The organism is Streptosporangium sp. NPDC005286, assembly GCF_040607515.1.
In the GTDB taxonomy this organism is placed as follows: domain Bacteria; phylum Actinomycetota; class Actinomycetes; order Streptosporangiales; family Streptosporangiaceae; genus Streptosporangium.
Genome location: NZ_JBEXGU010000081.1, coordinates 1 through 24464 on the forward strand (window position 1 = coordinate 1; position 24464 = coordinate 24464).

Below are 24464 nucleotides of genomic sequence, written 5' to 3' on the forward strand. Positions count from 1 at the left end.
CGGCACATCGAAACCAGGGCCTTTCCGGAACCCTCGTGTACACGGCCGGCCGGCACGCTCTGGAACATCTGAACGCGCACACGCTCGTCAGCTCAGCGCAGGCCGGCGGCGAGCTCCTTCTTGCTGACCTTGCCGACCGGGGTGCGGGGGAAGGCGTCGACCAGCTCGACACGATCGGGCCACTTGTATCCCGCCACGCCGCGTTCCTTCAGGAACCGCTTGATCTCCCGCAGCGTCGGCGCCTGGTCCCGCACGATCAGGAAGGCGCAGGTGCGCTCCCCCATCACCGGATCCGGCGCACCGACCACGGCGGCGTCGTGCACCGCGGGATGGGCCAGCAGGTGGTTCTCCAGTTCCTCGGCCGAGATCTTGTCACCGCCCCGGTTGATCTGGTCCTTGACCCTGCCCTCCACGACGAGATGGCCGGAGGGGAGCATCCGCACCAGGTCTCCGCTCCGGTAGAAACCGTCGGGGGTGAAGGAGCGCGCGTTGTGCTCGGGCGCGCGGTAGTAGCCGCGCAGGGTGTAGGGACCGCGGGTGAGCAGCTCGCCGACCTCGCCGGGGGCGACCTCCACGTCGTCGGAGTCGACCACCAGGATCTCGTCGGCCGGCGACAGCGGCCTGCCCTGCGTGGTGTCGACCAGCTCCCGGGGATCGTCCAGGCGGGTGAAGTTGAGCAGTCCCTCGGCCATCCCCAGCACCTGCTGCACCGCACAGCCCAGCACGCCGGGGACCTGCGCGGCCCGCTCGGCCGCGAACTTGGCGCCGCCCACCTGCAGCAGCTCCAGCGACGACAGGTCCTCCTTCGACCAGGACGCCGCCTCCAGCCAGAGCAGCGCGATGGGCGGCACCACCGCGCACACCGTCGCCCTCTCGCGCTCGATGAGGGGGAACGCCTCGTCGGGCGCCCCGGAGGGCGCCAGCACGACCGTGCCGCCCTTGGCGAACACCCCGAGGATGCCCGGGCAGGCGAGCGCGAAGTTGTGCGCGACCGGGAGCACCACGAGGTAGACGGTCTCGGAGGTGAAGCCGCAGACCTCGGCGCTGGCCTCCAGGTTGTAGACGTAGTCGCGGTGAGTGCGCGGGATGAGCTTCGGAAGCCCGGTGGTGCCACCGGAGAGCAGGAACACCCCCACGTCTGCGGGGTCGGGCCGCTCGTAGGACACGTCCGCCCCCGCGCCGGTGCCGAGGTCGGCCAGCGCGCGGAACTCCTGGGCGTCCCCGTCCACCACGACATGTTCCACCGCCAGCGAGCGGGCCAGGTCGCGGTAGTCGAACCCGCCGTGAGTGTCGGGGATGACGTACGCCCTGGCCTCGCTCAGCTCGCACAGGTAGCCGATCTCGCTCCCCCGGTGCGCGGGCAGAGCCAGCACCGGGGCGGCGCCGATCCTGACCAGGGCGAGGAAGACGACGACGAAGGAGGCGGTGTTGGGCAGCTGCACCACGACGCGGTCACCCTGCCGGATGCCCAGCCGCGCGAAGCCGGCGGCGGTGCGTTCGGCGCGGCGATCCAGCTCCGCGTAGGTCAGCCGCTCCTCCCCGGCCACGAGCGCGGTCCGCTCCTTCTCGCCCCCGCTCAGCACGTCGCCGAGCAGCCGGTCGCCCCAGTAGCCCTCGGCCTGGTAACGCGCCGCGAACTCCTCGGGCCACGGGGTGAACCCCTCCACCGGTCACCGCCCCGCGATCTGGGCCGCCGCGCCGGCGACCGGCTCGGCCGGATCGGAGCCGAGCGCGACGACACGGTTGGCGCCGTCCACGTGGACGACACTGGGCCGGTGCGCCTTCGCCTCCGCGGCGTCGAAGTTGCCGTACGAGATGATGATGACCAGGTGCCCCGGGTGGACCAGGTGGGCGGCCGCGCCGTTGACGCCGATGACCCCGGTGCCGGCCTCACCGGTGATCGCGTAGGTGACGAGACGGGCGCCGTTGTCGATGTCGACGACGTGGACCTGCTCACCCTCGACGATGTCGGCGGCGGCCATCAGCTCGGCGTCGATCGTCAGGGAACCCACGTAGTGCAGGTCCGCCTGGGTCACGGTGGCGCGGTGGATTTTTCCATTCATCAGGACCCGCTGCACTGCTCTGTCCTCTTTCCTTAAGGTCAACTAAGGTTAGCCTCACCTTACTGATTCTGCCTGTCGAGGAGAACCCCGAAGATGTTGCGTCGTCTGGCCATGGACATCAGCCCGCTGAGAACCAGCAGGGCCTTCCGCGACGTGTTCATCGCACGCACCGTGTCGGTCTTCGGCATCGGCATGCTCCTGGTCGCGGTGCCCGTACAGGTCTATGCGATGACCGGATCGACGGTACACGTCGGCGCCGTCTCCTCCGCCGAGGGGTTCGCCCTACTCGCCGGGTTCCTGTGGGGCGGGGTGCTGGCCGACCGGCAGGACCGGCGCCGGTTGATGCTCCTGGCGCGCGGCGCGGCCGGTCTGGGCTTCGCACTGCTGGCACTGAACGCCTTCCTGCCCTCCCCCTCGCTGGCCGCGATCTACCTGCTTGCGGCCTGGGACGGGCTGGCGACCGGTGTCAGCGTCACCGCGCTGCTGGCCGCGACCCCCGCCCTGGTCACCCCGGACAAACTCGTCGCGGCGGGCGCGCTCAACGCGCTGACCGTACGGCTCGGCTCGATGATCTCTCCCGCGCTCGGCGGCCTGACCATCTCGGCGTTCGGCGTCGGCTGGAACTACGCGGCCGCGGCCTTCGGCACCCTGGTCACCCTCGGCCTGCTGACGAGGCTCCCCGCCCTGAGACCGGCCGTCGTGGTCACCGAGAACCCGTTGAGGGCGATCGGCTCCGGACTGCGGTTCGTGGCCACCCACCGCGTCGTCGGCTCGCTCATGCTGCTCGGCCTGCTGTTCATGGTGGCGGGCGGCATCCCGGTGCTCATGCCCGCGTTCGCGACCCTGCAGCTGGGCGGTGGCCCGGCCACGATCGGCCTGCTCTACACCGCGCCGGCCTGCGGCGCGGTGCTCGGCTCGCTCACCAGCGGGTGGGTCGTGCACTCGCGCGCACCGGGCAGGGCGCTGCTCGCCGCCTCGGTCTGCGGCTTCGTGCTCCTGGCCTGCCTCGGACTGGCCGGGCATCCCGCGCTCGCCGTCGCGATCCTCTTCGGGTACGGCTTCGTCGCGTCCATCGAGGAGATCATCCGCTACGGCCTCATCCAGGCGCACACCCCCGACGGCTACCTCGGCCGGGTGAACGCCCTGTGGGCCGCCCAGGAGACCGGCGGCGAGGCCGTCGGCGCGCTCGGCGCGGGCGCGCTCGGCCGTTACCTGGCCCCCGGTACCGCGATCGTCGTGTACGGAGCGGCCAGCGCCGCTCTGGCGCTGGCCCTGGCCCTCACGCTCACCGGCCTGCGCGGTGCGACCCTGGAGAGCGAACCTCAGGACGCCTAGCCGCGCCACCCCGCGGTGACGACCGGTCAGTCGCCTCCGCCGCCCGTGCCCAGGCGCTCGGCGAGCTCGTCCTCGGACATGCCCTCCACCATGAGCCAGATCTCCGCGACCGCCTCCAGCCTGCCGGAGGTCTCCTCCACCTCGGCGAACCGGCGGGCGACACGCGAGACGGTCCGCTCGGTGAACAGCGCCCTCAGCGGCAGGGACGAGGCGTCGAGCGCCTCGCGCAGCCGCGCGATGATGGTGGTGGCCAGCACCGAGTCGCCACCGAGCGCGAAGATGTCGTCGTGCGCGCCGACCCGCGGCACGCCGAGCACCTGGCCGACCACCCGGGCGAGCACCCGCTCCAGCGCCGTGGCCGGGGCGGTGTACGGCGTGCCCGTCTCCCCCGCCGCGGCGGCGACCAGGGCGGCGAGCGCCTTGCGGTCCACCTTGTTGTTGGCCGTGAGCGGCAGCGCGGCCAGGGGCACCAGCAGGTCCGGGACCATGTGCGAGGGCAGCAGCTCCCGTACGTGGGCGAGCAGCTCCGGCGTTCCGGTCTCCATTTCGGGCTCCTCCGCGAGCACGACCGCGGCGGCCAGCCGTGAGCCGGCGAGCAGGCCGACGGCCCTGCGTACCCGGGGGTGGCTCTCCAGCGCGGTCTCGACCTCGCCGAGCTCGATCCGGAACCCGCGCACCTTCACCTGGTGGTCGCGCCGCCCGAGGAACTCCAGCGTGCCGTCCGGCCGGTATCTGGCCATGTCCCCGGTCCGGTACCAGCGGGTGCCCTCGTGCACGACGAAACGGTCGGCGGTGCGCTCGGCGTCGCCGGTGTAGCCGTCCGCGACACCGGCGCCGCCGATCCACAGCTCGCCCCGCACCCAGTCGGGACGGTCGCGCCCGATCTCGTCCACGACCCGGCAGGCCACTCCCCGCAGCGGCACGCCGTAGGGGACCGCCGTCCAGTCTGCGGGCACCTCGCCGCCGACCTCCAGCACCGTCGAGTGGATGGCCGTCTCCGTCGTACCGCCGAGCGCGACGAACCGGCACCTCGGCGAACGGTCACGCAGCAGCGCGGGCAGGTGGGTGCCGACCCAGTCGCCGCCGAGCAGGACCAGCCGCAGGCTCGGTACGGGGCCGATCCGCAGCAGCATCTCCAGCACCGAGGGCACGCAGTTCAGCACGGTCACCGACCACCGCTCGACCAGCTCGGCCCAGCGGGTGGCGTCGCGCCGCTCGTCCTCTTCCGGGATCACCACTGCGCCACCGCTGGACCAGGGCGCGAACAGGTCGAACACCGACAGGTCGAAGTCGAGGGCCGACACCGCGAGCGAGACGTCCGCCTCACCGAGCGAGAACCGCTCGACCAGGTCCCCGATCGTGTTCATCGCGGCCAGGTGCGAGACCTCCACCCCCTTGGGCTCCCCGGTGGAGCCCGAGGTGAACAGCACGTAGCCGACCTGCCCGGGAGGAACGGGAACCGGTCCTTCCAGCGGCGCGGGGTGCGTCACGGCCGAGGTGAGCGAGACCACGACCCCCGCCGCCTTCAGGATCCTCTCCCGGCGGGCGGCGGGCTGTCCGGACCCGACGGGTACGTACGCGGCACCGGCGGCCAGCGTGCCGAGCACCGCGACGGCCTGGTCGGGTCCCTTGGGCAGTTCGACCGAGACGCGGTCGCCGGGCCGCACCCCCTGCTCGGCGAGGTGGGCGGCGACGCGCAGGGCGCGGTCGGCCAGCTCGCCGTAGGTGAGCGTGCCGTCGGTGCCCCAGTGCAGCGCCGCCAGGTCCGGAGTACGCCGGGCCCGCGCGAAGAACCCCTCGTGCAGCGTCCGCGCGGGTGGCGGCGGCTGGGCGTTGAGCTCGTGCCGCCGGCGCAGCTGGTCCGGCGGGGCACCGATCCCCAGCGGATCGCTCCAGTCGGCGCCCGGCGCGCCCAGGCGGGTGATCGCGCCCGTGTAGGCGGCGAACATCGCGTCGGCGACGCCGTCGGGGAAAGCCGGATCGCGTACGTCCCAGTTCAGCAGCAGGCCATCGGAGACCTCGGTGACCTGGGCGTCCAGCAGCACCTGCGGCCCCTGGGAGATGATCCATTCCGGCTCGCCGAAGCTGCGCCGCGCCCGCTCCCCGAACAGCTCGCCGAGGTTGAGAGCGCTGGTGTAGACGATCGGGGCCAGCACCTGCTCACCCCGCGCCCGCGACAGGTCTCTCAGCACCTCCACCCCGGAGTAGTCGCTGTGCTCACCGGCCGTGTGCAGCAGCGCCTGCAGCTCGCGGGCGCGCTCGACGAACGGCAGTTCCCGCGACAGGTCCGCCTCCAGCAGGATGGAGCCGGTGAAGTCGCCGACCAGGGCGTCCACGTCGGGGTGGATGGGCTCACGGTGGAAGAGCGGCAGGTTCAGCAGGAAGTGCGGGGTCGCCGACCAGGCCCCCATCACCTCGGCGAAGACCGCGGCGAGCGCCATCGCCGGCGTGACCCCCTCGCGGTGCGCGCGGGCGATCAGCCGCTGCCGGCCCTCGGGGGGCAACCAGTGGTGTTTGCGCACGACCTTCTCCCCCGGGCGCGGCACGACCGGCAGCTCTGGCGGCCCGGACAGCTCGCCGAGCCGCTCGCCCCACCACCTGCGGTCCCGGTCGCGGGCCTTCGCGCGGGGGTCGGCGGCGAGATAGCGCGCGTAGCTGTAGTCGATCGGCGGCAGGTTCTCGCCCTCGTACAGCGCGGCGAGGTCGGCCAGCAGCGTACGGTAGCTCATCGCGTCGGCGGCGACCATGTCGACGTCCAGGTGCAGCCGCGCGGCCCCGGAGGGCAGCAGGCTCAGCCGCGCGTCGAAGACCCGGCCCGTCTCGATGGGAAGCCGTTGGGTGGACATCTGGGCGCGCAGCCGTTCCAGCTCCTGTTCGGGATCCGGCGCGGCGCGCAGGTCGTGCACCGTGACCGCGGGTCCCGGCCGCTCCGGCAGGACGCGCTGGGTGCCGTCATCGCAGACGGCGACCCGCAGCATCGGATGCCGCTCGACGAGTGCCAGGACCGCCCTCTCAAGGCGGCCGGGGTCGATCTCGCGGCCGTCGAGCTCCACGTAGAGGTGTGCGGCGACGGAGCCGAGTGACTGGCCTGAGTCGCGGCCGATCCAGTAGGCGTGCTGCATGAGCGCGAGAGGGAACGGCTCGCCCGGCTCCGTGGCCTCCCGCTCGGGATCGGGAACGCGGTCCTGGCCTGAACTCGGAACCGGGGTGAGGGCACCGCGTTCGGCGAGTAGCTCCCACCACTCGGCCAGCGTGGGCCGCCGCGCGAGTTCGGCGAAACCGATCTCGACGCCGAGGCGGCGCAGGCGGCCGGTCAATCCCATCAGCTGGATCGAATCCATGCCCAGTTCGATGAGATTGTCGTCCGCCTCCACCGGCTCTCCGAGCAGTTCTGTCAGCGAATCGTGCAGTTCTTCCCTGGTCAGCACAGAGCTCTCCCTAAGTTAGGTAAGGCTAACCTAATTTAAGGATGTTCGGGCGTCAACGCTCGCCTCCCGCCAACCGTGCGACCCGCTCACGCCCGCCCCCGCATCCCCTCGGTCGACAGCAGCCAGATCAGGTAGACGCCGCCCAGCACACCGGTGACCACACCGACCGGCGGCGTGACCGGCAGGTGCAGCGTCGCCAGATCACTGAGGACGAGCAGCGCCGCGCCCATCAGCGCGGCCGGCACGAGCTGCGTGCCGGGCCGGCGGGTGAGCCTCCGCACCAGCTGCGGTGCGGCCAGCGCGACGAACGGGACCGGTCCCACCGCCGCGGTCGCCACCGCCACCAGCCCCACGCCCGTCACCACCAGCGCGGCCCGCGTCCGCTGGACCGGCACACCGAGCGCCTGGGCCGCGTCGTCTCCAAGCTCCCCCATCCGCAGCCGGTGCCCGAACGCCATCGTGACCGGAACGAGCACGGCCATGGCCAGGGCCAGCGGCCACGCGTGCGGCCAGCCCCTGCCGGTCAGGCTGCCGGTGAGCCAGAACGCCGCCTCGTACGCCTCGCGCAGTTCGGCCCGGGTGACGAGGTAGGCGTTGAACGACTCCAGCATCGCGGCCGCGGCGACCCCGACCAGTACCAGCCGGTAGCCGTGCACCCCGCCGCGGTAGGCGACCAGGTAGACGGCGAGCGCGGTCAGCACCGCACCGAGGACGGAGCTGGCCGCGATGGCGGCGGTGCCGCCGCCGACGACCAGGATCTGCAGCAGCGCGCCGGTGGCCGAACCCGTGGTGAACCCGATGAGGTCGGGACTGCCCAGCGGGTTGCGCGTGATGCTCTGGAAGATCGCACCGCTCAGGCCCAGGGCCGCCCCGGCGAGCAGGCCGGTGACGGCCCTGGGCAGGCGCAACGTGAGCACGATGAACTCCGTCGCGCGCTCTCCCCGCCCGGCCAGCGCCTCCACCACCTCGGTGACGGAGACGGGGAAGTCTCCACTGCCGACCACGAGCACCGCCGCCCCCAGCGCGACGCCCGCCAGCACGGCACACACGGCGACGGCCCGCGGCCGCCACCGCACGGACATGCTCCCGACGCGCAGGACACGATTCATGCTCACAGCTGGGGAACCCTTCCGCGACGGACCATCAGTGCCAGCAGGGGCGCGCCCAGGAACGCGGTGACGATGCCCGTCTCCAGCTCGCCGGGCGCCGCGACCACGCGACCGACGATGTCCGCGCCGAGCAGCAGCACCGGCGCCAGCAGCAGCGAGTACGGCAGTACCCAGCGCTGGTCCGGGCCGACCAGCGCCCGGGCCACGAAGGGCACCGCCAGCCCGACGAAGGCGATCGGCCCCACCGCCGCCGTGGCGGCGCCGCACAGCACCACGACCGCCAGCGCCCCCAGCGCGCGGGTCCGGCCCGCGCGTACGCCCAGTGCCTGTCCCGTGTCCTCCCCCAGCGCCAGCGCGTTGAGCGGGCGCGCCAGGCAGAGCGCCAGCACCGTCCCCGCCAGCAGGAACGGGCCGATCTGCGCGAAGACACCGAGGTCGCGTCCGGACAGCGAGCCCACCTGCCAGAACCGGAAGCCGTTGAAACCACGCGGGCTGAGCAGCATCACTCCCGCCGTCAGCGAGCTGAACACCGCGTTGATCCCGGCTCCCGCCAGGACCAGCCGCGCGGGGGTGGCGCCGGAACGGCCGCGCGACCCGATCACGTAGACCAGCAGCGCGGCCCCGGCGGCCCCGAGGAACGCCGCCCACACGTAGACGAGGACCTCGTCCACCCGGAACAGGCCGACCACCGTCACGACCGCCATCGCCGCGCCGCCGTTGACGCCGAGCAGGCCGGGTTCGGCCAGGGGGTTACGGGTCAGCGCCTGCATCAGCGCGCCCGCCAGGCCGAGCGCCGCCCCCACGGCCACCCCCAGCAGCGTGCGCGGCAGCCGCAGCTCCTGGATGATCAGCGCGTTCTCCGAGCCGTCGGGAGCGAACACGCCCGAGAGGACCTGGTCCAGCGGGATCTGCTTGGCGCCGATCGCGATGCCTGCCAGCACGGTGAGCAGCAACAGGCCACCGAGCAGACACAGGCCGGTCAGCCGTCTCCGGATATACGCGCTCTTCGCGGGGGGAGCCACAGAGATTAAGTTAGCCTAACCTAACAATAATGGCGACGTACGGCCCCGACAACACGCACCGGTGGACAATCGGCGCCAGGCCTCGGCGTCGCGCGGCAGGGCAGGCACCGGCCATCACGACCGGCTCCGCCCCGCTCGTCGCGCCGAGCGGGGCGAGAACCGGCCCCGCGGGCGAGCTACCCGGCCGCCGCCCCGCGCGAAGCGCCGAGGTGCGCCGGAATCGCGGGAGTCACCACCTCACGCCACGTCGAGCCGGGTGGCGTCTCCATCCGCAAGCAGACCCCCACGGTTTCGAGCGCCCGGCGATAGGCGTTCGTCTGCCTCTCCGGTGATCCGGCCCGCCCCCAGAGGTCGCCGATCTCGCGCCAGAGCCTGGCCGACTGCCTGTCGGTGAGGGAGGCCGACGTGGTGGCCGGATCGGCGAGTGCCTCCTGCGCCTCCGCCAGCGCCGGGCCGCCGTCTTTGGAGCGTGCCAAGGCGAGCTCGGCCAGGACCATGTACGCCATGGCCGGCACCGCCCCGCGCACGCCGGCGAGCAGGCCGAGAGCCCGGTCCGACAGGTCGGCGGCGGCGTCCACGTCGCCGGCGCGCAGCCGCACGCGGGAGAGCACGATCAGGCTCCGGGCGTGTTCGACCGCCCCGGGTGACAGGCGCGTGAGGACCTCGGCCGCGGAGGCGGCGAACTCGCCCGCCCGGTCAAGGCCGGCGTCCTCGGGGCTCGCGGCGGTGATCCACGCCCAGCACATCGCGCTCCGGGCGTAGTCGAAGGCCATCTGGGTGGACCGGCCGGCGGCGATGGCGTCCTCCGCGAGCCGCAGGGCCAGCGCGGAGTCCTTCTCCGCCGCGGCCGCGCTGGCCTGCCACAGGCCGAGAACCTCCGGACCGCGGTCGACGGCCTCGGGCATGCCGGACGCCGACAGCACGCGCTCGGCATATGCCAGGTCGATCTCCGTCTCGGCGAGCACCACGGCGAGGTCGAGAGCCAGGGCGCCCTGGTCGAGCCCGAGCCGAACGGCCTGTGCCAGAGCGTTCAGCCCGAGATCCCGGGCGCGTAGCGCGTCACCGGCTCGGTGGTAGCAGCGGCAGAGCGCCACGACGACCGGCAGGTCGGCAAGGCGCTCGGGATGCGCCGCGGCCTCGCGGCGAAGCCGCTCGTAGGCCTCGACCGCCTGCGCCGTGTACCCCTGGGCCTCCAGCGCACGAGCCTGGCCGAACCTCGCCTGCGCGGCGAGAGCGGCGTTGTCGTCGCCCGCGGCCCTGACCGTTTCCGCGAAACGATCGGCCGCCACGGCCGGATCCCCGTGACACAACTCCAGCTCGGCGTGGCGCAGGGCGAGCCCGGTGTCGACGCGCTGGTGCGGCTCGATCCCGTGGAGCAGGAACTCGATGCCGCAGCCGAGCCGCTCGGCGAGCAGGCGCGTGACGTTCGGAGTGGGATTCCGCTTCCCTGACTCGATGAGCGAAACATAACTGTCAGACAGGTCTGGCCCGGCCAGCTGCGCCTGGGACATGTGCTTGCTCAACCGCAATCTGCGGATGCGGTCACCGATGCTTGCTTGACTGGCCATCAGCACACCCGTTCCGCCGGCGGCACGATGAGATCCACGCCCCACTCCTTACGCACGGTTTATTGTCAATTACAGTAGATCGTACTGCCCTTTGTGGCCAGCATTGTCGCGGTCCAAATGAGATCACGAACAACTCACGACCTCGCCCGGCCCCGCCATGAGATCGCAGCCGTGCGCGCGACCACGGCGGTCGCGGCCCGTCTCTGACCCCGTCGCGAGATCCCCGGTACAGGTGAGCGGTCATGACCGTTCCCGTCCGCTTTCCGGTGCCACCTCGGTGAGGGCGGCCAGCCGGGACGACGGGAACTCCCGGTCCGCCCCGGTGTCACGGTCATGACCGGGTGACTGGCCTGGGACCTCAGGCAGGTGTGAGGATCACCACCGGGATGTCGCGGTCGGTCTTGCGCTGGTAGCCGGCGTACTCGGCGTGGATGCCGACCATCTGCCGCCACAGCGCGGGCTTCTCCTCGGCGGTCGCGGTCCGCGCGAGTGCCGTGAACGTCTCGGCTTCCACCTGCACCTCGACCTGAGGCAGGACCAGCAGGTTGTGGTACCACAGCGGGTGACCGGTGGCCCCTCCGTTGGAGGCGACGACCACGTAGGCGTCACCGTCACGGCCGTAGATCAGCGGGGTGCGCCGGCGCACCCCGGACCTGCGGCCGACCGTCGTCAGCAGCAGTGTCGGCCGGCCGTGATAGAGGTGGCCCTCCGCACCGTTCGACTCGACGTACCTGCGGGCGTGCTTGGCGACCCAACCGGTGGGGGAGTCGGTGATCTCATCGCTCATGCCGCGCACGCTATCGGCCACCGGCGACATTTCTTGATCCGGTCCTTCCTGCCCGCACCCGCGAGGGCGGTCGCCCGGAGGCGGCCGAACACCGGGAAGCGCCACGGATCCCGATACGGGTGTCATCCGGCCCGCTCTCCGGGAGCACATCGGGCGCGGCCGTCGTGCCAGGACGCCCGGACCAGTGCCCGTTCCGTGGCCGTGAGATGGACGGCGGCGGCGAGCCACGTCCAGGCGTACCGGTCGCCGCCGGAGTCGGCCAGGCGGCCGAACACGTCGCGGGTGCGGCGGTCGGCCTCCGCGGTGAGCGCGTCGACGAGGTCGGCGGCGGTCTCGAAGCCCGCGCGGCGGAGCGCGGCCCGCTGGGCGAGGGAATCACCCCGCGCGGACTCCGCGACCGCCCGCCGCCCGCCGGAGACGGCCAGCTCCACCAGGCGGCGCGCCCGCCACAGGGGTGCGGCCGCCACCGGGTCCGTACCGGCCTCGGCCGCCTCCTCCCGGAGCCGGCAGTCCTCGCGAGACGGGAGGTGGGAACCTCGCAGGCGGTCGTATCCGAGATCGGCGCGGTCCATCCACTCGGCGGGCAGGCGCAACGTCGGACCGGCTCCGGGAACCGGCCCGATCGCGAGCGGGCGCAGGGTGGCGGCCCTGTCGGGGTCCAACCTGCCGATCACCCGTACCCTCAGCCCCGGCCTGGACGCGAGCTGCCGCAGGTTGGCGACATGGGCCAGATCGGGATGGGAGTCAGCCGGCGCGAGCCGGACCAGCGGTCCCCGGAGGGAGCCGTCGGCGCCGGAACGTCCGGCGGACACGGGGAACGCATCCGCTCCGTCCCCCGGCTCCGCGCAGGGCGGCAGCTCGCGGGCGAGCACCCGGTCTCCCTCGGCGCCGACGATCACCAGGTCACATCCGACCGGCTGCCCCGCTCCCCCGCCGTCCTGCGGATCGCCCCAGGGGTCCCCGGAGAATGTCACGCCGGCGGTCTCGGCGAGCGGCCTGGCGAACAGGGCCGCCAGCGGCGAGGCCGACCAGGACAGACCCGCGACGGGGTTGGCCCGCACGCCGCGACCCGCGCCGAGACGGCCCTCGGGTGAGATCGTCGCGCCGGAGATCAGCAGTCCCCCTCTGGCCAGCCGTGCGTGGTCGAGAGCCGCGGCGCCGAGCGCGACCGTGGCGGTGGCGGCACCGCGGGCACGCGCCGATCCTCCGGGCCTGACGTCGGCGACGGAGAACCAGCGGCCGTCCTCGGCGACGAGGTGGGTGACCACCCCTCCGTAGCCGGTGACGCTGATCACCGGTTCCCGGCAGACCCCGTACACCTTCAGTGCCTCGCCCTGCCGGTAGGCGCGGCGCGCGGTTCCCACCAGGGCTGGATCGGGGTCGGCCGCGGCGAGCCTGCCCGCGGTCAGCAGGAGTTCCCTGAGCGCGGAGACCAGGTCGGCCAGGCGGTGGCCGTCATGGCGTGCGCGAGCGGCACGTAGGCCGCGCACGACGCGCAGGGCAGCGGCCTCGGCCCTGTGCAGGCCCGCCAGCCTGGCGGTGTGGGCGGCGCGGAGCAGCTCCGCCTGGGGTACCGCCCCGGCACCGGGCACCCCGCCTACGAGCACCGCGGCGGCGGCGTCCCACAACCCGGCCGCGGCGGCCACCTGCCTGGACCCGGGACCGGCCTCCGTGGTGGCTCTCCCGGTCGTGTTCTGTGCAGCTTCCTGGGTCGTTTTCCGGCCGGTAGCCGGGGCGGGGGTCGCGCCCGGGTCCGCGTCCGAACCGGGTGATGCGTCGGCGGCCGGCTCGGAGGTCTCGGGCAGGCCGGCCTCCGCGACCGGGCAGGCGCTCAGTACGGCGGCGCGGTGCAGGCAGCGGGGCGCGAGCAGGCAGCCGCACCGGGCCGCGCCGGGGTCGGCGATCGTCCCCGAAGGGCCCGGAGTGAGGGTGACCACCGCGTCCTCGCCCCAGCTGATGGAGACGACCTGCCCTGAGGCGGTGGCGGCGAGCCCGGCGCAGCGCTCGATCGCCGCGTCGAGCTTCTTCCGCAGCCTGGGCGTGAGGTCCTCTACCGCCGAGGCGACCACATGCGGCTCCACCGGTGGCAGTTGCCCGGCCGGGGAGGCGGAGGCTGGCAGGTTCAACGGGTCTCTCCTCGAAGGCGGTCGCCCACCCAGCGGGCGAGGGCGAGCGGGCTGAGTGCGGCGACGGGCATCCCGGCCGCGACAAGCTGACGCGCGACGGGCACCGAGTAGCGCGGGGCCCCGGTGTCGTCCAGGGCGGCGCAGCCCAGCAGATGCACGCCGGAGGAGACGAGGGAGCGGACCTCGCCGAGAAGCCCTCCGAGCGGGTAGCCCTCCTCGAAGTCGCTGACCACCACGACGAGCGTGCGACTCGGCACGGTGACCAGGGAGCGCGCGTGGGCGAGCCCGGCGGCGATGTGGGTACCGCCGCCGACCCGCACGTCGAGCAGCAGGGACAGCGGATCGGCGACCCGGTCGGTCAGGTCGATCACCTGGGTGGAGAAGGCCAGAAAATGGGTGGAGAGGGTGGGAACGCCTCCCAGGACGGCCGCGGTCAGCGCGGACCAGACCACCGAGGCCTCCATCGAACCCGAGACGTCGACCACGAAGACCAGCCGCCAGTCGGCCTCGTTGCGTACCCGCGTGCTGAAGACCGGCCGCTCCGGGACGACGAGAACCCTGCCGTCGCCGGTCCTGCGGGTGTGCGCCAGGTTGGCCCGGAGCGTGGCGGGCAGGTTGAGCCGGCCGCCGGGACGGCGGGTGGGACGTGGCGTCGCCAGGCCGGTGAGCGCCGGGCGCATCCGGGTGGCCAGCTCCCTGGCCAGCTCGGCGACCAGGCGACGGACCAGCGGACGGAGCCGGGCCAGCCGCTGCTCGGGCAGCCCGCCCGCCAGGGACAGGACAGAGGTCAGCAGCTCGATCGACGGGCGTACCGTGTCGGGGTCGAGCTCGGACAGTACGTCGGTCCGCCCGCCGTCGGCCGCACGGGCCAGCACCTCCTCCCGCACCTCGGTTCCGAACAGGGCGTCGAGTTCCACTGCCCACTCGCGCGCGGACGGGAAGGACACGCCCTGCCCGCCACCGTCGCCGCCGGGCCCGAAGTCGGCCGCTCCCTCTCCCCTACCCATCCCGTACAGCTCGTCCAGGGCGTCCGCGTAACGCCTGGCGTCGGCGGGCAGTCGCCCGGTCTCCCTGCCGAGGAGCAGCCGCCACCGGTCGGCCGGAGCGAGTCGCCGCGAGGCGGCCTCCCCGCCCGCCGCGGGTACGGCCGGGAGCACCGGCTCCGTCCTTCCCGCGAGCACGGCCGGGGAGGCCGGCTCCCCGGCGACCGTGATCGCCTCGGCCGGCGGAGGGGAGAGACCGGGCACGCGGAGCCGCAGGGCGTTCAGCGCGGCCAGCCCGGCGACGTCCGCTGCGGTCCAAAGGGCCAGGATCTCGGGCGGGGCGCTCAGTGCCAGGTCGAGCCGGTCGCCGAGACGGTCGGTCACGGCTCGCAGCAACCGGTCCCGTGCCGCCGGGGTGAGCGTGTCGAAACCACCGCGCAGTGCGGGAAGGCGATCCAGGAAGCCCTGGTCGCCGAGGCCGTCGACACGGTCGAGCAGCGGGTCGAGGGCCTCGGCGGCCGACTGCAGGAGCGGGCCCGCGGCGACCAGCAGGCCGGCGAGCGCGCGGGACAGGCGATGGCGCCCCTCCGGGCCCGTGGCGCCGTCGACCCATCCCGCGATTCGGGCCCCGAGGGTGCCGGGCGCGTCCAGGTCGAGCAGGACCCGGGCGGCGAGCGCGGCCCCCTGGACGAGCGGTGAGCCGGTGCGCGCGAGCGTGCCCAGCGCGTCGTCGAGACGCAGGCCGAGCCGGTGCTCGGCGGAGCGGGTGGCGAGCGCCGTCAAGGCGATCGCGTCCTCGGGCCGGTCACTGCCGGCCAGACCTGGCAGGGACCGTACGGCGGCCTCCAGCAGGGTGCCGAACAGCCCCGCGGCCCGCTCCCGGCTCTCCGGCGTGGTTCCTGGAAGGTGCTCGCGGCGCAGCGCCTCCAGCAGGTCGAGGGCCTCGAGCAGGTCGGGCAGCCCCGCGGTGGCGGGGAGCACCGCGGCGGCGTCCTCGATGCGGTCCGCGACCAGGTCCCGCAGATCGCAGGCGGCCGCGGCCCGCAGTCCGGTGAGAATCGCCGCGCAGGTGGGGCCGCCCTCGGCGGACTCCGCGCGGAAGGTCTCGCGCAGCGTCCCCGCGGCGGCCAGAGCCGCGGTGACACCCCGGATGCCCGCCAGGTCCAGCAGCGCGGCGACCGAGGGGGTCCAGGAGAGCGACCAGCGGGTGGTGAGTGCCGTCGCGTCACCCGTGCCCGCCACCTCGGTCGGCCGGCCGTATCCGGTGCCGCACACCAGCAGGCGTTGCAGCAGGATCTCACGGCGGCGGTCCAGGTCGGAGCGGAGCGGGTCGAGGCGGACCTCGCGGGGACCTGGATCACCGGGATGGGGCAGCCGCAGCTCCGCCAGTTCGGCCTCGACCGCGGGGCCGAGCCCGGACCGGGGCGTGCCCGGCGCGATCCTGCCGCGCTCGGTGCCGACCAGGACCGTCTCGAGGGCGCGGGCGAGCGCCCGGCCGCGCCCGAGGGGTTCGCCCTGGCCGAGCACCGTCGTCACCGCCTCCAGCAGCTCGCCGCGCCCCGGCGCGGGCAGGCCACGCAACCGGGCCAGGTCGCAGGCCAGCCGGAGCGTCTCCACGGCCTCGCCGGTGCCCGCCGTGTGCCCGGCGGCGCGCAGCTCGCGGCAGAGCTCGGTGATCGTACGGGCGGCGGCGTCCCTGATCTTCCCGGGATCGCCGCACGCGGCGAGGACCGCCTGCTGCCAGCGCGGGTCACGGATGCCCGCCGGGTAGCCGGATCTGAAGTCGAGCAGGTCGAAGGCGTACGGGACGAGTGATGTGGCGGGCGAGGGGTCCTTGGCCGCCGGCGTGCCGGGGGCGCCGATGTCGCCCCCATGGACCACCTGATCGGGAGCGACCAGGGCGGGGGCGTGGAAAGCGCCGATCACGGCGGCGACCCGCCGGCCGCCGGCGACTGCCCTCGCGAGCACTCCGCGCATGTGCGCCTCGCGGACCAGGTCACCGGCCGGCACTCCGCCCGAGGCCGCCGCGTCCTGCCGCAGCGCCCAGCCGACGCCCAGCGCCGCTCGGCGTACCGCCTCGGGCGGGCACCCGGGGGCGAGCACCTCGACGGCGCGGTCCCACATGTCGTCCCCCTCCCTGCCCGTGGCCGAGGCGGTGAGGGCATCGGCGAAGGCCCTGACCGGCGGCACCTCCGCCGGGGCCTGCCGGGCGTCCGGCCGAGCCCGGTCGCTCTCCGACCAGCCGGGGTCGGAGAGCGGAAGGTCGCAGCAGAGCACCTCGGCCCCGTGTTCGCGCGCCCAGCGGATGGCGGCCAGCTCCGGTGAGAAGTCGGCGAACGGGTAGAACCCGAGCCGCCCGTCGCCGCCCGTCCCGGCGAGGGCGACCGGCGCGAGGGTGGCCGGATCCGCCAGGTGGACCAGCCACGGCTGGAAGTCGGCGGGCAACTCGACGCAGACCACCTCCGCTCCGGCGGCGTCGAGCAGCGCCGGAACCGCCGTCGCCAGCGCGGGGCTGTGGTGGCGCACGCCGAGCAGGTAGGGCCGCGCGGCCCCGGCCAGCGCGTCGACCGCCTCCCGGGGGTGGGGACCGGCCGGCCCCCCGGTGCCGCCCTTCCGTGGGGCCGGGTCCGAGACCTCGGAGCCCTGACCTGTCGTTCCCCGGGCATGCGCGCTCGCCTGCCGATCGCCGGTCAACGCAGGTTCTCCCGCAGGTCCCAGAGACGGCGCCACATCGCGGAACCGTCCTCGGCGCGGCGTCGCACCGGGCCGTCCCAGTAGCCGAGCAGCCGCGCGTGGTCGGCCGGGTCGTCCTTGCGGACCACGCCGAGCAGGTGGCCGGGCACCAGGTCGAGGACGTCCCCGCCGGGGAGGTAGGCCGCCGCCACCCCGAGGGAGGCCGCCACCTGCACCGCCTCGGCGGTGGACATCACGGTTCCCGGCCGTTCCACGTCCCAGCCCTCGGCCGAGCGGCCGGAGCGCAGGTCCCGGAAGACGGTGACCAGGGCGTCCAGCACGGCGTCGTCGACGCCGAAGGCCGCGCCGGCCCGTCGCACCACGGCGGTGGCCTGTCCGCGCACCAGGGCGGCCTCGGCGGCGGGGTCGGCGATGGGGGCGACCGTCTCGAAGTTGAACCGGCGCTTGAGCGCCGCCGACATCTCCGAGACCCCCCGGTCGCGCAGGTTGGCCGTGGCGATCACGGTGAAGCCCGGGGCCGCCGGCGTCAGCGCGTCGGGCGTGCCGGCGAGTTCGGGCACGCTGAGGCGACGGTCGGACAGGATCGACACCAGGGCGTCCTGCACCTCCGGCAGGCAGCGGGTGATCTCCTCGATCCGGGCGACCCGCCCGGATCGCATGGCGGACAGCACCGGGGAGTCGACCAGCGCCTGGCGGCTCGGCCCCTGGGCCAGGAGCAGGGCGTAGTTCCAGCCGTAGCGGAAGGCGTCCTCGGTGGTGCCCGCGGTGCCCTGCACGGTGAGCGCGCTCGTGCCGCAGACGGCGGCCGCGAGAAGCTCGGAGAGCATCGACTTGGCGGTGCCGGGCTCGCCGACCAGCAGCAGGCCGCGCTCACCGGCGAGGGTCACCACGCAGCGTTCCACCAGGGAGCGCTCGCCGACGAACTTGGGAGCGATGACGAGCCGGGTGGGCGAATCGGGGCCTTCGCCCATGCTCGCCTGCCGGGATCCGGGCAGTTCGAGGGTCTGTCCTTCGCTGCCGCAGACGAACGTGACGACCGCGCGCGGGGTCAGCGACCAGCCGGGGGGCCGGGGGCCGTCGTCGTGGGCGGCGAGGAAGGCGAGTTCGGCGGCGTGCCGTTCCTCGGCCGGCAGCGTCTGCCGGCCGGAAGGCGCCGGGGGGACCGTCTGTTCGGTCATGGTCATCGAGAGAGATCCTTCTGCCTGTCGTACTGCCCGGCCGGCCGGAACACGCGGGGCGGGTCCGTGCGCGGTCCGGCCGACCGGGCCGTTGAGAACTGGTGGTTCCTGGTGAGCGGGTCGCGGGGGGGGAGCCCGCCCCTCCTCAGCGGCGCCTGCCGCGCCGCACGCGGAGCTCCTCGAATCGGGGGATGTCGCCGTCGCGGACCCGCTGCCACGCCCTGGCGTAGAGATCGGCGGCGGGTTCGATGGGAACGGCCACGCCGAGCGGCGCGCCCTCCGCGCCGAGCAGGTCGAACATGGGGAGCTTCCACTGTTCGAGCGGGAGGTTCGGAGCCTTGAGGTCCGTCCAGGCTCCCGGCAGGAAGAGTGAGCGACCGGCTCGGGCGCGGCCGGCCTCGACCACCAGGTCGGTGGCGGCCAGCTCGGCGCGGGCCGCCTTGAACCGCGCGGGCTTCCATCCGGTCCACCGGGTGACGTTCTTGTCCGTGGGGTCCGGCATCGCGAGCAGCGCCAGGTAGAGCGTGGCGGCGTCCTGGCCCAGCCCGTACCGCTCCGCGGCCTCGGAGAGCAGCGCGGGCACCGAACGGGAGGGATCCTGCGGCCACCAGGTGCCGTCGGCCGCGCGCTCCCCCGCCCCGGGGTCTCCGGGATCGGCGAGGAGCGCTTCGAAACGCGGGTCGCGGGCGGTGCGCAGTGCCGTCTCGACCGGGAACGGCTGCCCCTGGTCACCGGTCAGGGCCCGCAGGGCGGGCAGGTAGGGATCGCTCCCCGACGCGTCGAGCAGGGCGATGCGCAGGCCTGGTGCGGGCTGGTCGTCATGGGTGGCCATGATCACCGCGCCGTAGCGTTCCCAGCCCTCGGCGACCTCGGTGGGGGCTCCGGCGACCTTCCTGAATCCGGGGAGGTCGACGTAGCGGCCCAGGTCGAGCAGGAGCTCGGGGTTCGCCAGCCGGTCGGAGACCGCGGCCAGCACCGCGGGCAGTGCGGCCCGCACGGCATCGCCCGAGGGCAGCCGGTGGGCCAGCCACGCGGCCAGCGCGACCGTGGAGACCAGCGTGGACTCGGTGAACCCGGTGCCGGCGCCGTCGACCGGGGAGACACGGTCGCCCTTCACCCGCCAGCGCAGGTCCGTGCTGAGCTCTGCTGCCAAGGCCGGTTCGAGCAGGGCGGGCAGTGCCCGGCCGGGCTCCCATCCGGTGCGCACCGCGCGGGTCGCCTCCCCGAGGAGCCACTCCGGGACGGCGGCGCGCCGTCCCACCCTGCCGTTCCACACCCGTGCGGCGGCGGCCACGTCCGGGCCGTCGGTCCACAGCGCGGCCGGGTTCGCGGGCAGCAGCGCGGCGACGACCTCGCGCCGGACGTCGTCGTCCAGCCGATGCAGCTCGTTCTTGGCGACGGCGGCCTCAGCCGCCTTCAGGCCGAGCGCGGTCCGCACGCCGGAGGGCAGGAAGTTGCGCTGGTAGGTGTCCACGTACGGCAGCCCTGCCACGACCAGCCGGGCCGTCGTCGCGGTGACCCCGGTGAGCCGTGCGAACTCCTCGGCACCCTCCGGCCGCCAGGGCACGGGACCGCGTCCGGCGAGCTCCCCGAGGAACTCCCCGAGCCAGCCCGCGTGCCTGACCTCGCCGACCGGGCCCAGGGAGCGCACGGTGTAGGGGTGGGGGACGTCGAAGCGACCGGCAGGGTCGTGGAAGAGTGCCGTGAAACCGCAGCCGTCGTCCTCCGGGACGGCCTCCAGGAAGGCGATGAAGGCGCCTTTCTCCAGCGGGAGCACCCCGCGCCAGTAGCTGTCGGACCACTTGTCCCGGGCACCGTCGAGCCAGCCGTGCTCCAGGTGCGCCACGAGGCGGCGCCACGAGGCGGGCTCGGCCGCGGAGGCCAGTCCGAGCTCGTCGAGCTCGAAGAGCAGCCTCCGCAGCGCCTCCGCCTGCTCGGGTTCGAACGCCGACGCCGCCCGGTAGGCGATCGCGGCCGAACGGTCGAGCAGCGGCTCCCAGCTCAGCAGGGACTGCGCGAGCGCCGGGCCGTCCAGATGGAGGCGGACGATCGGGCCTGAGGGGTTCTGCTTCTCCTGGCCGATCGTCCGGAGTTGCCGGAGGACCCCGCGAGACGGCACGCGCCGCGACCAGAAGCTGCCCGATACACCGAGGCCGTTGAGCGCCTCGATGAGCGATTGGTCATCGGGGCCGTCCGGCTCCTGCTCCGCCTGCTCGCCCGCGAGGGCACCGGCGAGCCTGGCCGACGCCGCGTCCAGGGTCGCCTGCTGGGCGGCGGCGAACGCCACCACTCCGGCGACCCCGGAGACCAGTGCGTCGTGGGTGAGCCGCGGCAGCAGTGTGCGGACCAGCTCGCGCAGTTCCTCCCGCGCGGAGCGCACGGGCGGCGGCGCCTGCCCCGGCTGGGCGGGGTCCGCGAGCCGCGCGGAGTCGAGGGAAGTCGCGGCCTTCAGCAGGGCCGCCGCCGTCTCCCTGTCGATCCCGCGCAGGGCCAGTGAGCCCTCCGGGTCACGGGCCCGCATGAGGTGCCAGTAACGCGGGGGCGGCAGCAGCACGGTGCCCTCCGCGAAGGGCCCGGGCTCCCTCTCCGTGAAGGCCGTCGTGACGACGGCGCCCTCAGGGTCGACCAGCTTGATCTCGCGGTAGTCCTCGACGAGGGCACGCGGCCGGTCGTCGCCGGGGAAGGTCACCGCGCGCGACGGTTGCCCGGGGCCGTCCTGGCCGCCGCGCAGGGTGACGGCGCGACCGGCCAGGTCCTCACCGCGTAGCGACCCGTCGGGCAGCCGGACCATCCGCCAGCCGAGCAGGCCGCCCACCGGGACGCCGGCCGGGGTCGCCTCTCCTTCGAAGGGCAGCACCCAGCCTCCGTGGAAGGTGCTGCCCGCCGGTGCCGAGCGCAGCGCGTCGGCGAGGAACCCGGGCATGCTCAGCCTGCCGTCCGCCATGCCGGACGGGTCGTGCTCGCGCCAGTGCTCGACGTCGCCGTCCCATGTCCAGAACGAGGTCCCGTCCCCGATCAGCCGGCGCCTGCGGGGCACCGCGGTGTCACCCGGGTACAGCACACCGGCGCCCGTGGCCCTCCCGCCGCCGGGCAGCGGCAGGGTGACCGTGTCGGTGCCCAGCATCCACCTGTTGTCCGTCCCCTCCAGCGTCAGGATCGTGCCCGCCGAGGAGTGCCAGTATCCGCGCAGTTCGTCGCCCGCGCCGTAGGTGTGCCAGTAGACGAGGAACTCGCCGTCGACGTGGTGGAAGCCGGGATCTCCCCAGGTGCCGTCCGGGGCGGGGCGCAGGTCGTGGGTGAGCACGGTCCCCTCCGGGCCGATCACCCTGGCCTGGGAGGGACCCGAGACGATCAGGTTCGGCCAGGCGTCGGCGACCTCGATCCGGTTCAGGTTGTTCGGATCGACGAGGGCGGCGACCGCCTCGTCCCAGGCGGGCCAGCCCAGCTCGTCGAGGAGCCCACCGCGCAGCGTCCTGGCGAGCTCGGCGGCGAGGTCGGCGCGGGCCGCCTCGGCGACCTCCTCCCCCGCGAGGGCCAGCGTCTCACCGGGCAGCCAGGTCAGCCGCCTGAACGCTTCGGGCAGCTGCGGCAGGCCGGCGGCGACCGAGCGCCGGGCGACCCCGCCCACCCAGTCGGCCAGCATCGTCCGGCCGCCGGGCGATGCCGTCAGGCGGCGCACCGCCCGCTGCCCGTCGGTGTCGTCGTGGAACCTGTCGGCCGCGCGGTGGAACGCGGGCCTGAACCGGGGATCCGCGGCCAGCGCGAGCAGGTCGCGTCCCTCCTCCTCGGGGGCCCAGGACTCCAGCGACAGGAGCGCGTCGTCACCGGGATCGGCGGCCGGGACCTCCAGCGACAGCAGCAGGTCGAGCAGGTCGGGGTCGGGTTTGAACCGGACGGCCCCGCCCGTCGCGGCGAGTTCGGCGCGCAACCGTACCGCCACGCGCTCGACCAGCGCGTAAAGGCCCGGCAGCCGCGCCCCGGACCGCCAGCCGGGATTCCAGACCCCCAGGAAACGATCGAGCCAGCCCGCTGTGCCGTCGGCGGGACGCTCGGGCTCGGGCACCTCCTCGCCTCCCACCAGACCCTCGGCGGCGCCCGACGCCTCCAGCACCTCCAGCCAGAGGGCGGGCATCTCGTCGTCGCCGTTGGCGGGCATCATGTTCAGCAGCGTCCCGCGGATCGCGGGCTCCCTCCGGGCGAGGGCCACCAGGGCGGGGCGATGCGTCTTCCACCAGCCCGTCGGCGCCCCGGAGGTGGCGGACAGGCCGAGCAGGTCCGCCAGGTACGCCTGCTCCTCGGCGTCCGCGTCGCGCCCGGCGGCCCTGGCCAGGCGGCGTAGCTCGGTGGCCATCTGCGCGGACGGCGACAGTCCGCCCGCCGTGCGGCGCACGCACAGCCGGTGGACCCTGCGCAGGGCCTCGTCGGCCGGCACCCGGCCCGCCAGCTCCTTCGCGTACGCCGACAGGGCCTTGACCGGCAGGGCTCCCGCGAGCGCGAACTCCAGGAAAACCGCGTCGAGGCGGTCCTCGTCGACGGGCAGGCCGTGCTCGGTCTCGGCCCTGCGCGCCTGGGTGAACAACTGCGCCGCATAGGCGGTGTTCTCCACCGAGAGGAACACCCGGCCCGCCTGTTCGAGGAACGTCGGCAGGAAGTGCGGGACGGCCCCGGCCAGCTGTGTGGCGAGCCGCTGGTAGGCGTCGAGGGCGGCCTTCGGCTTGGACTTCGCCTGCCTGCCCGCGCGGTCCAACTCCGGCACCAGGGCGAGCGCGTGGTGGCCGTCCCGTGGGTGATGCACGAGCACCCACTCGGGGAATCCGAGCGAGCGCCGCAGGCCCACCCCGACGACGGCCGGCTCGCCGTCCGGCTCCAGCCCGAGGAAGCGGGCCGCGGCATCCTCCGCGGCGCCCAGTTCCTCGGCGACCAGGCGCACCACCACCCGGTCCGCCAGCCCGGGGTGCCGGTAGGCGCGCGCGGTCAGCGGCACCGCCCGCTCGCCGCCCCCGCTCGTGCCGGACGGCAGGACCGCCCCGGCCTCCAGCAACTCCCGGGCCATGGCCGCGCCCGTGACTTCGGCCCGCTCCGGCTCCCCGGACGGCTGAATCGCCGGGGTGCCCGGCGACGACGTGGTACGGCTCACGCGTTCGTTCCCTTCTCGACGTCGCGGCCGGCGTACAGCGCCGCGGCCATGCGCATTCCCTCCGACCAGGCCACCGGGCCGACCTCCCGTGACGGCAGCCGTCTGCCCTCCCGGTCGTGCCAGGTCAGGTTGCCCGTCTCGGTCTCGCCGTCCCAGTAGGGCTCCCCGATCCAGACGGCGGCCTCGGCGCTCCGCCCCGCGTCGCGCACCACACAGGTGGCGTAGCCACCGGAAACGCGGTAGCCGAGCGAGGTCGCGCGGGCGGCGAGGCCGAACCGGGAGGCGAACCTTCCCCCGGCGAACTCCTTCACCTCCGCGGCCTTCTCCCCGGGCTTTCCCGGCTCCGCGGGATCGACCGGCCTGCCCCAGGTCGCCCGGTGGATCTGCTCGACGCGCTGGGTCACGCCCAGCTCCGCGGCGAACTCCCTCAGCTCCTCCAGGTCCGGCAGCAGCACCGGATGCGGCAGGGTCACCGTCTCCGGGGACAACCGGACGGTCTCGCCGTCCAGGTTCACGATCCGCAGCTCGCCGGAGTCCGTGACGTCCCGCAGGAAACCCACCTCGTCGTCGCCGACCACCACCAGGTCGCGCAGCACCGACCGCCACGCCTCGTCCGGCCACACCCGGACCACCAGCTCGGTGGGAACGGGCAGGGATGACACCATCCAGGCGTCCACCCGCGCCACGCAGACGGCCCCGTGCCGGTCGAGCCACTCGGCCAGGCGGCGCAGCCGCTCGACCTCGGGATGCTCGCGCACCTGTTTGGGCAGCGACTTCAGCCGCCGTCCCGCCGCACGGCCGGAGGTGGCCCTCGCCGCCACCCGGCCCTCCACAAGAGCGACCTCATACCCGTCGCCCGCCGCCAGCCAGCCCAAGGGATCCCGCCTCTCACCACGCACGGATTGCCGACGTTCGCGGGGATCTCCGCACCCGCGACCGTGATGCGCGGAACGCTAACGCCCCTGACCGACAAACCCGTAACCCGGCGGGCATGGTCCGGGCCAGAACGGCTCCGGCGCCGGACGGCCCATGCC

The 24464-nt window shown here is 74.2% G+C and carries 13 protein-coding genes; 1 reads left to right on the forward strand and 12 read right to left on the reverse strand.

From position 1 onward, the window contains the following. Positions 1-92 precede the first annotated feature (92 nt). Entirely contained in the window at positions 93-1667 is a 1575-nt protein-coding gene (locus tag ABZU75_RS26350; protein ID WP_355559395.1) for an AMP-binding protein, read from the reverse strand. A 3-nt stretch (positions 1668-1670) separates the two neighbouring features. Then, positions 1671-2078, reverse strand: a complete 408-nt coding sequence (gene panD / locus ABZU75_RS26355) for an aspartate 1-decarboxylase (protein ID WP_355559398.1) — start codon at positions 2076-2078, stop codon at positions 1671-1673. Between the two features lie 78 nt (positions 2079-2156). Between panD and entS the strand changes: the two genes are divergently transcribed. Next, complete coding sequence (gene entS / locus ABZU75_RS26360; protein ID WP_355559401.1) at positions 2157-3398, forward strand: enterobactin transporter EntS; 1242 nt, start codon at positions 2157-2159, stop codon at positions 3396-3398. A 26-nt stretch (positions 3399-3424) separates the two neighbouring features. Here the strand turns inward: entS and ABZU75_RS26365 are convergent, their stop codons facing one another. The 10 genes from ABZU75_RS26365 to ABZU75_RS26410 form a co-directional block, all read right to left on the reverse strand. Then, complete coding sequence (locus tag ABZU75_RS26365; protein ID WP_355559404.1) at positions 3425-6826, reverse strand: amino acid adenylation domain-containing protein; 3402 nt, start codon at positions 6824-6826, stop codon at positions 3425-3427. Between the two features lie 86 nt (positions 6827-6912). After that, complete coding sequence (locus ABZU75_RS26370; protein WP_355559468.1) at positions 6913-7935, reverse strand: iron chelate uptake ABC transporter family permease subunit; 1023 nt, start codon at positions 7933-7935, stop codon at positions 6913-6915. 2 nt (positions 7936-7937) lie between these two features. Further along, positions 7938-8957, reverse strand: coding sequence for an iron chelate uptake ABC transporter family permease subunit (locus ABZU75_RS26375; RefSeq protein WP_355559407.1), 1020 nt, complete (start codon positions 8955-8957; stop codon positions 7938-7940). A 176-nt stretch (positions 8958-9133) separates the two neighbouring features. Then, positions 9134-10525 carry a helix-turn-helix transcriptional regulator gene (locus ABZU75_RS26380; RefSeq protein WP_355559409.1) on the reverse strand — a complete coding sequence of 464 codons (1392 nt, stop codon included), beginning with the start codon at positions 10523-10525 and terminating at the stop codon, positions 9134-9136. 358 nt (positions 10526-10883) lie between these two features. Next, the gene (locus tag ABZU75_RS26385) at positions 10884-11312 is read right to left on the reverse strand and encodes a nitroreductase family deazaflavin-dependent oxidoreductase (RefSeq protein WP_350923819.1); all 429 of its coding nucleotides are present in this window, start codon (positions 11310-11312) and stop codon (positions 10884-10886) included. Between the two features lie 122 nt (positions 11313-11434). Next, positions 11435-13438, reverse strand: a complete 2004-nt coding sequence (locus ABZU75_RS26390; protein ID WP_355559412.1) for a hypothetical protein — start codon at positions 13436-13438, stop codon at positions 11435-11437. Then, positions 13435-17115, reverse strand: coding sequence for a DUF5682 family protein (locus ABZU75_RS26395; RefSeq protein ID WP_355559415.1), 3681 nt, complete (start codon positions 17113-17115; stop codon positions 13435-13437). The genes ABZU75_RS26390 and ABZU75_RS26395 overlap by 4 nt, the downstream gene beginning before the upstream one ends. Next, on the reverse strand, positions 17112-18299 hold the full coding sequence (locus tag ABZU75_RS26400) for an AAA family ATPase (protein ID WP_355559419.1): 1188 nt from the start codon (positions 18297-18299) through the stop codon (positions 17112-17114). Before ABZU75_RS26400 ends, ABZU75_RS26395 begins: the two co-directional genes overlap by 4 nt. Positions 18300-18438: 139 nt before the next feature. Beyond that, on the reverse strand, positions 18439-23430 hold the full coding sequence (locus ABZU75_RS26405) for a DNA-binding protein (RefSeq protein WP_355559421.1): 4992 nt from the start codon (positions 23428-23430) through the stop codon (positions 18439-18441). Continuing rightward, positions 23427-24305: a DUF4132 domain-containing protein gene (locus ABZU75_RS26410; protein WP_355559423.1), complete on the reverse strand. Its 879-nt coding sequence runs from the start codon at positions 24303-24305 to the stop codon at positions 23427-23429. The genes ABZU75_RS26405 and ABZU75_RS26410 overlap by 4 nt, the downstream gene beginning before the upstream one ends. Positions 24306-24464: the final 159 nt, after the last annotated feature.

Bases quoted from the DNA above. Each gene is read 5' to 3' on its own strand.
- entS (WP_355559401.1), top strand. From the start codon at position 2,157: ATGTTGCGTCGTCTGGCCATGGACATCAGCCCGCTGAGAACCAGCAGG.
- ABZU75_RS26380 (WP_355559409.1), bottom strand. From the start codon at position 10,525: ATGGCCAGTCAAGCAAGCATCGGTGACCGCATCCGCAGATTGCGGTTG.
- ABZU75_RS26370 (WP_355559468.1), bottom strand. From the start codon at position 7,935: ATGAATCGTGTCCTGCGCGTCGGGAGCATGTCCGTGCGGTGGCGGCCG.
- ABZU75_RS26385 (WP_350923819.1), bottom strand. From the start codon at position 11,312: ATGAGCGATGAGATCACCGACTCCCCCACCGGTTGGGTCGCCAAGCAC.
- ABZU75_RS26400 (WP_355559419.1), bottom strand. From the start codon at position 18,299: ATGACCATGACCGAACAGACGGTCCCCCCGGCGCCTTCCGGCCGGCAG.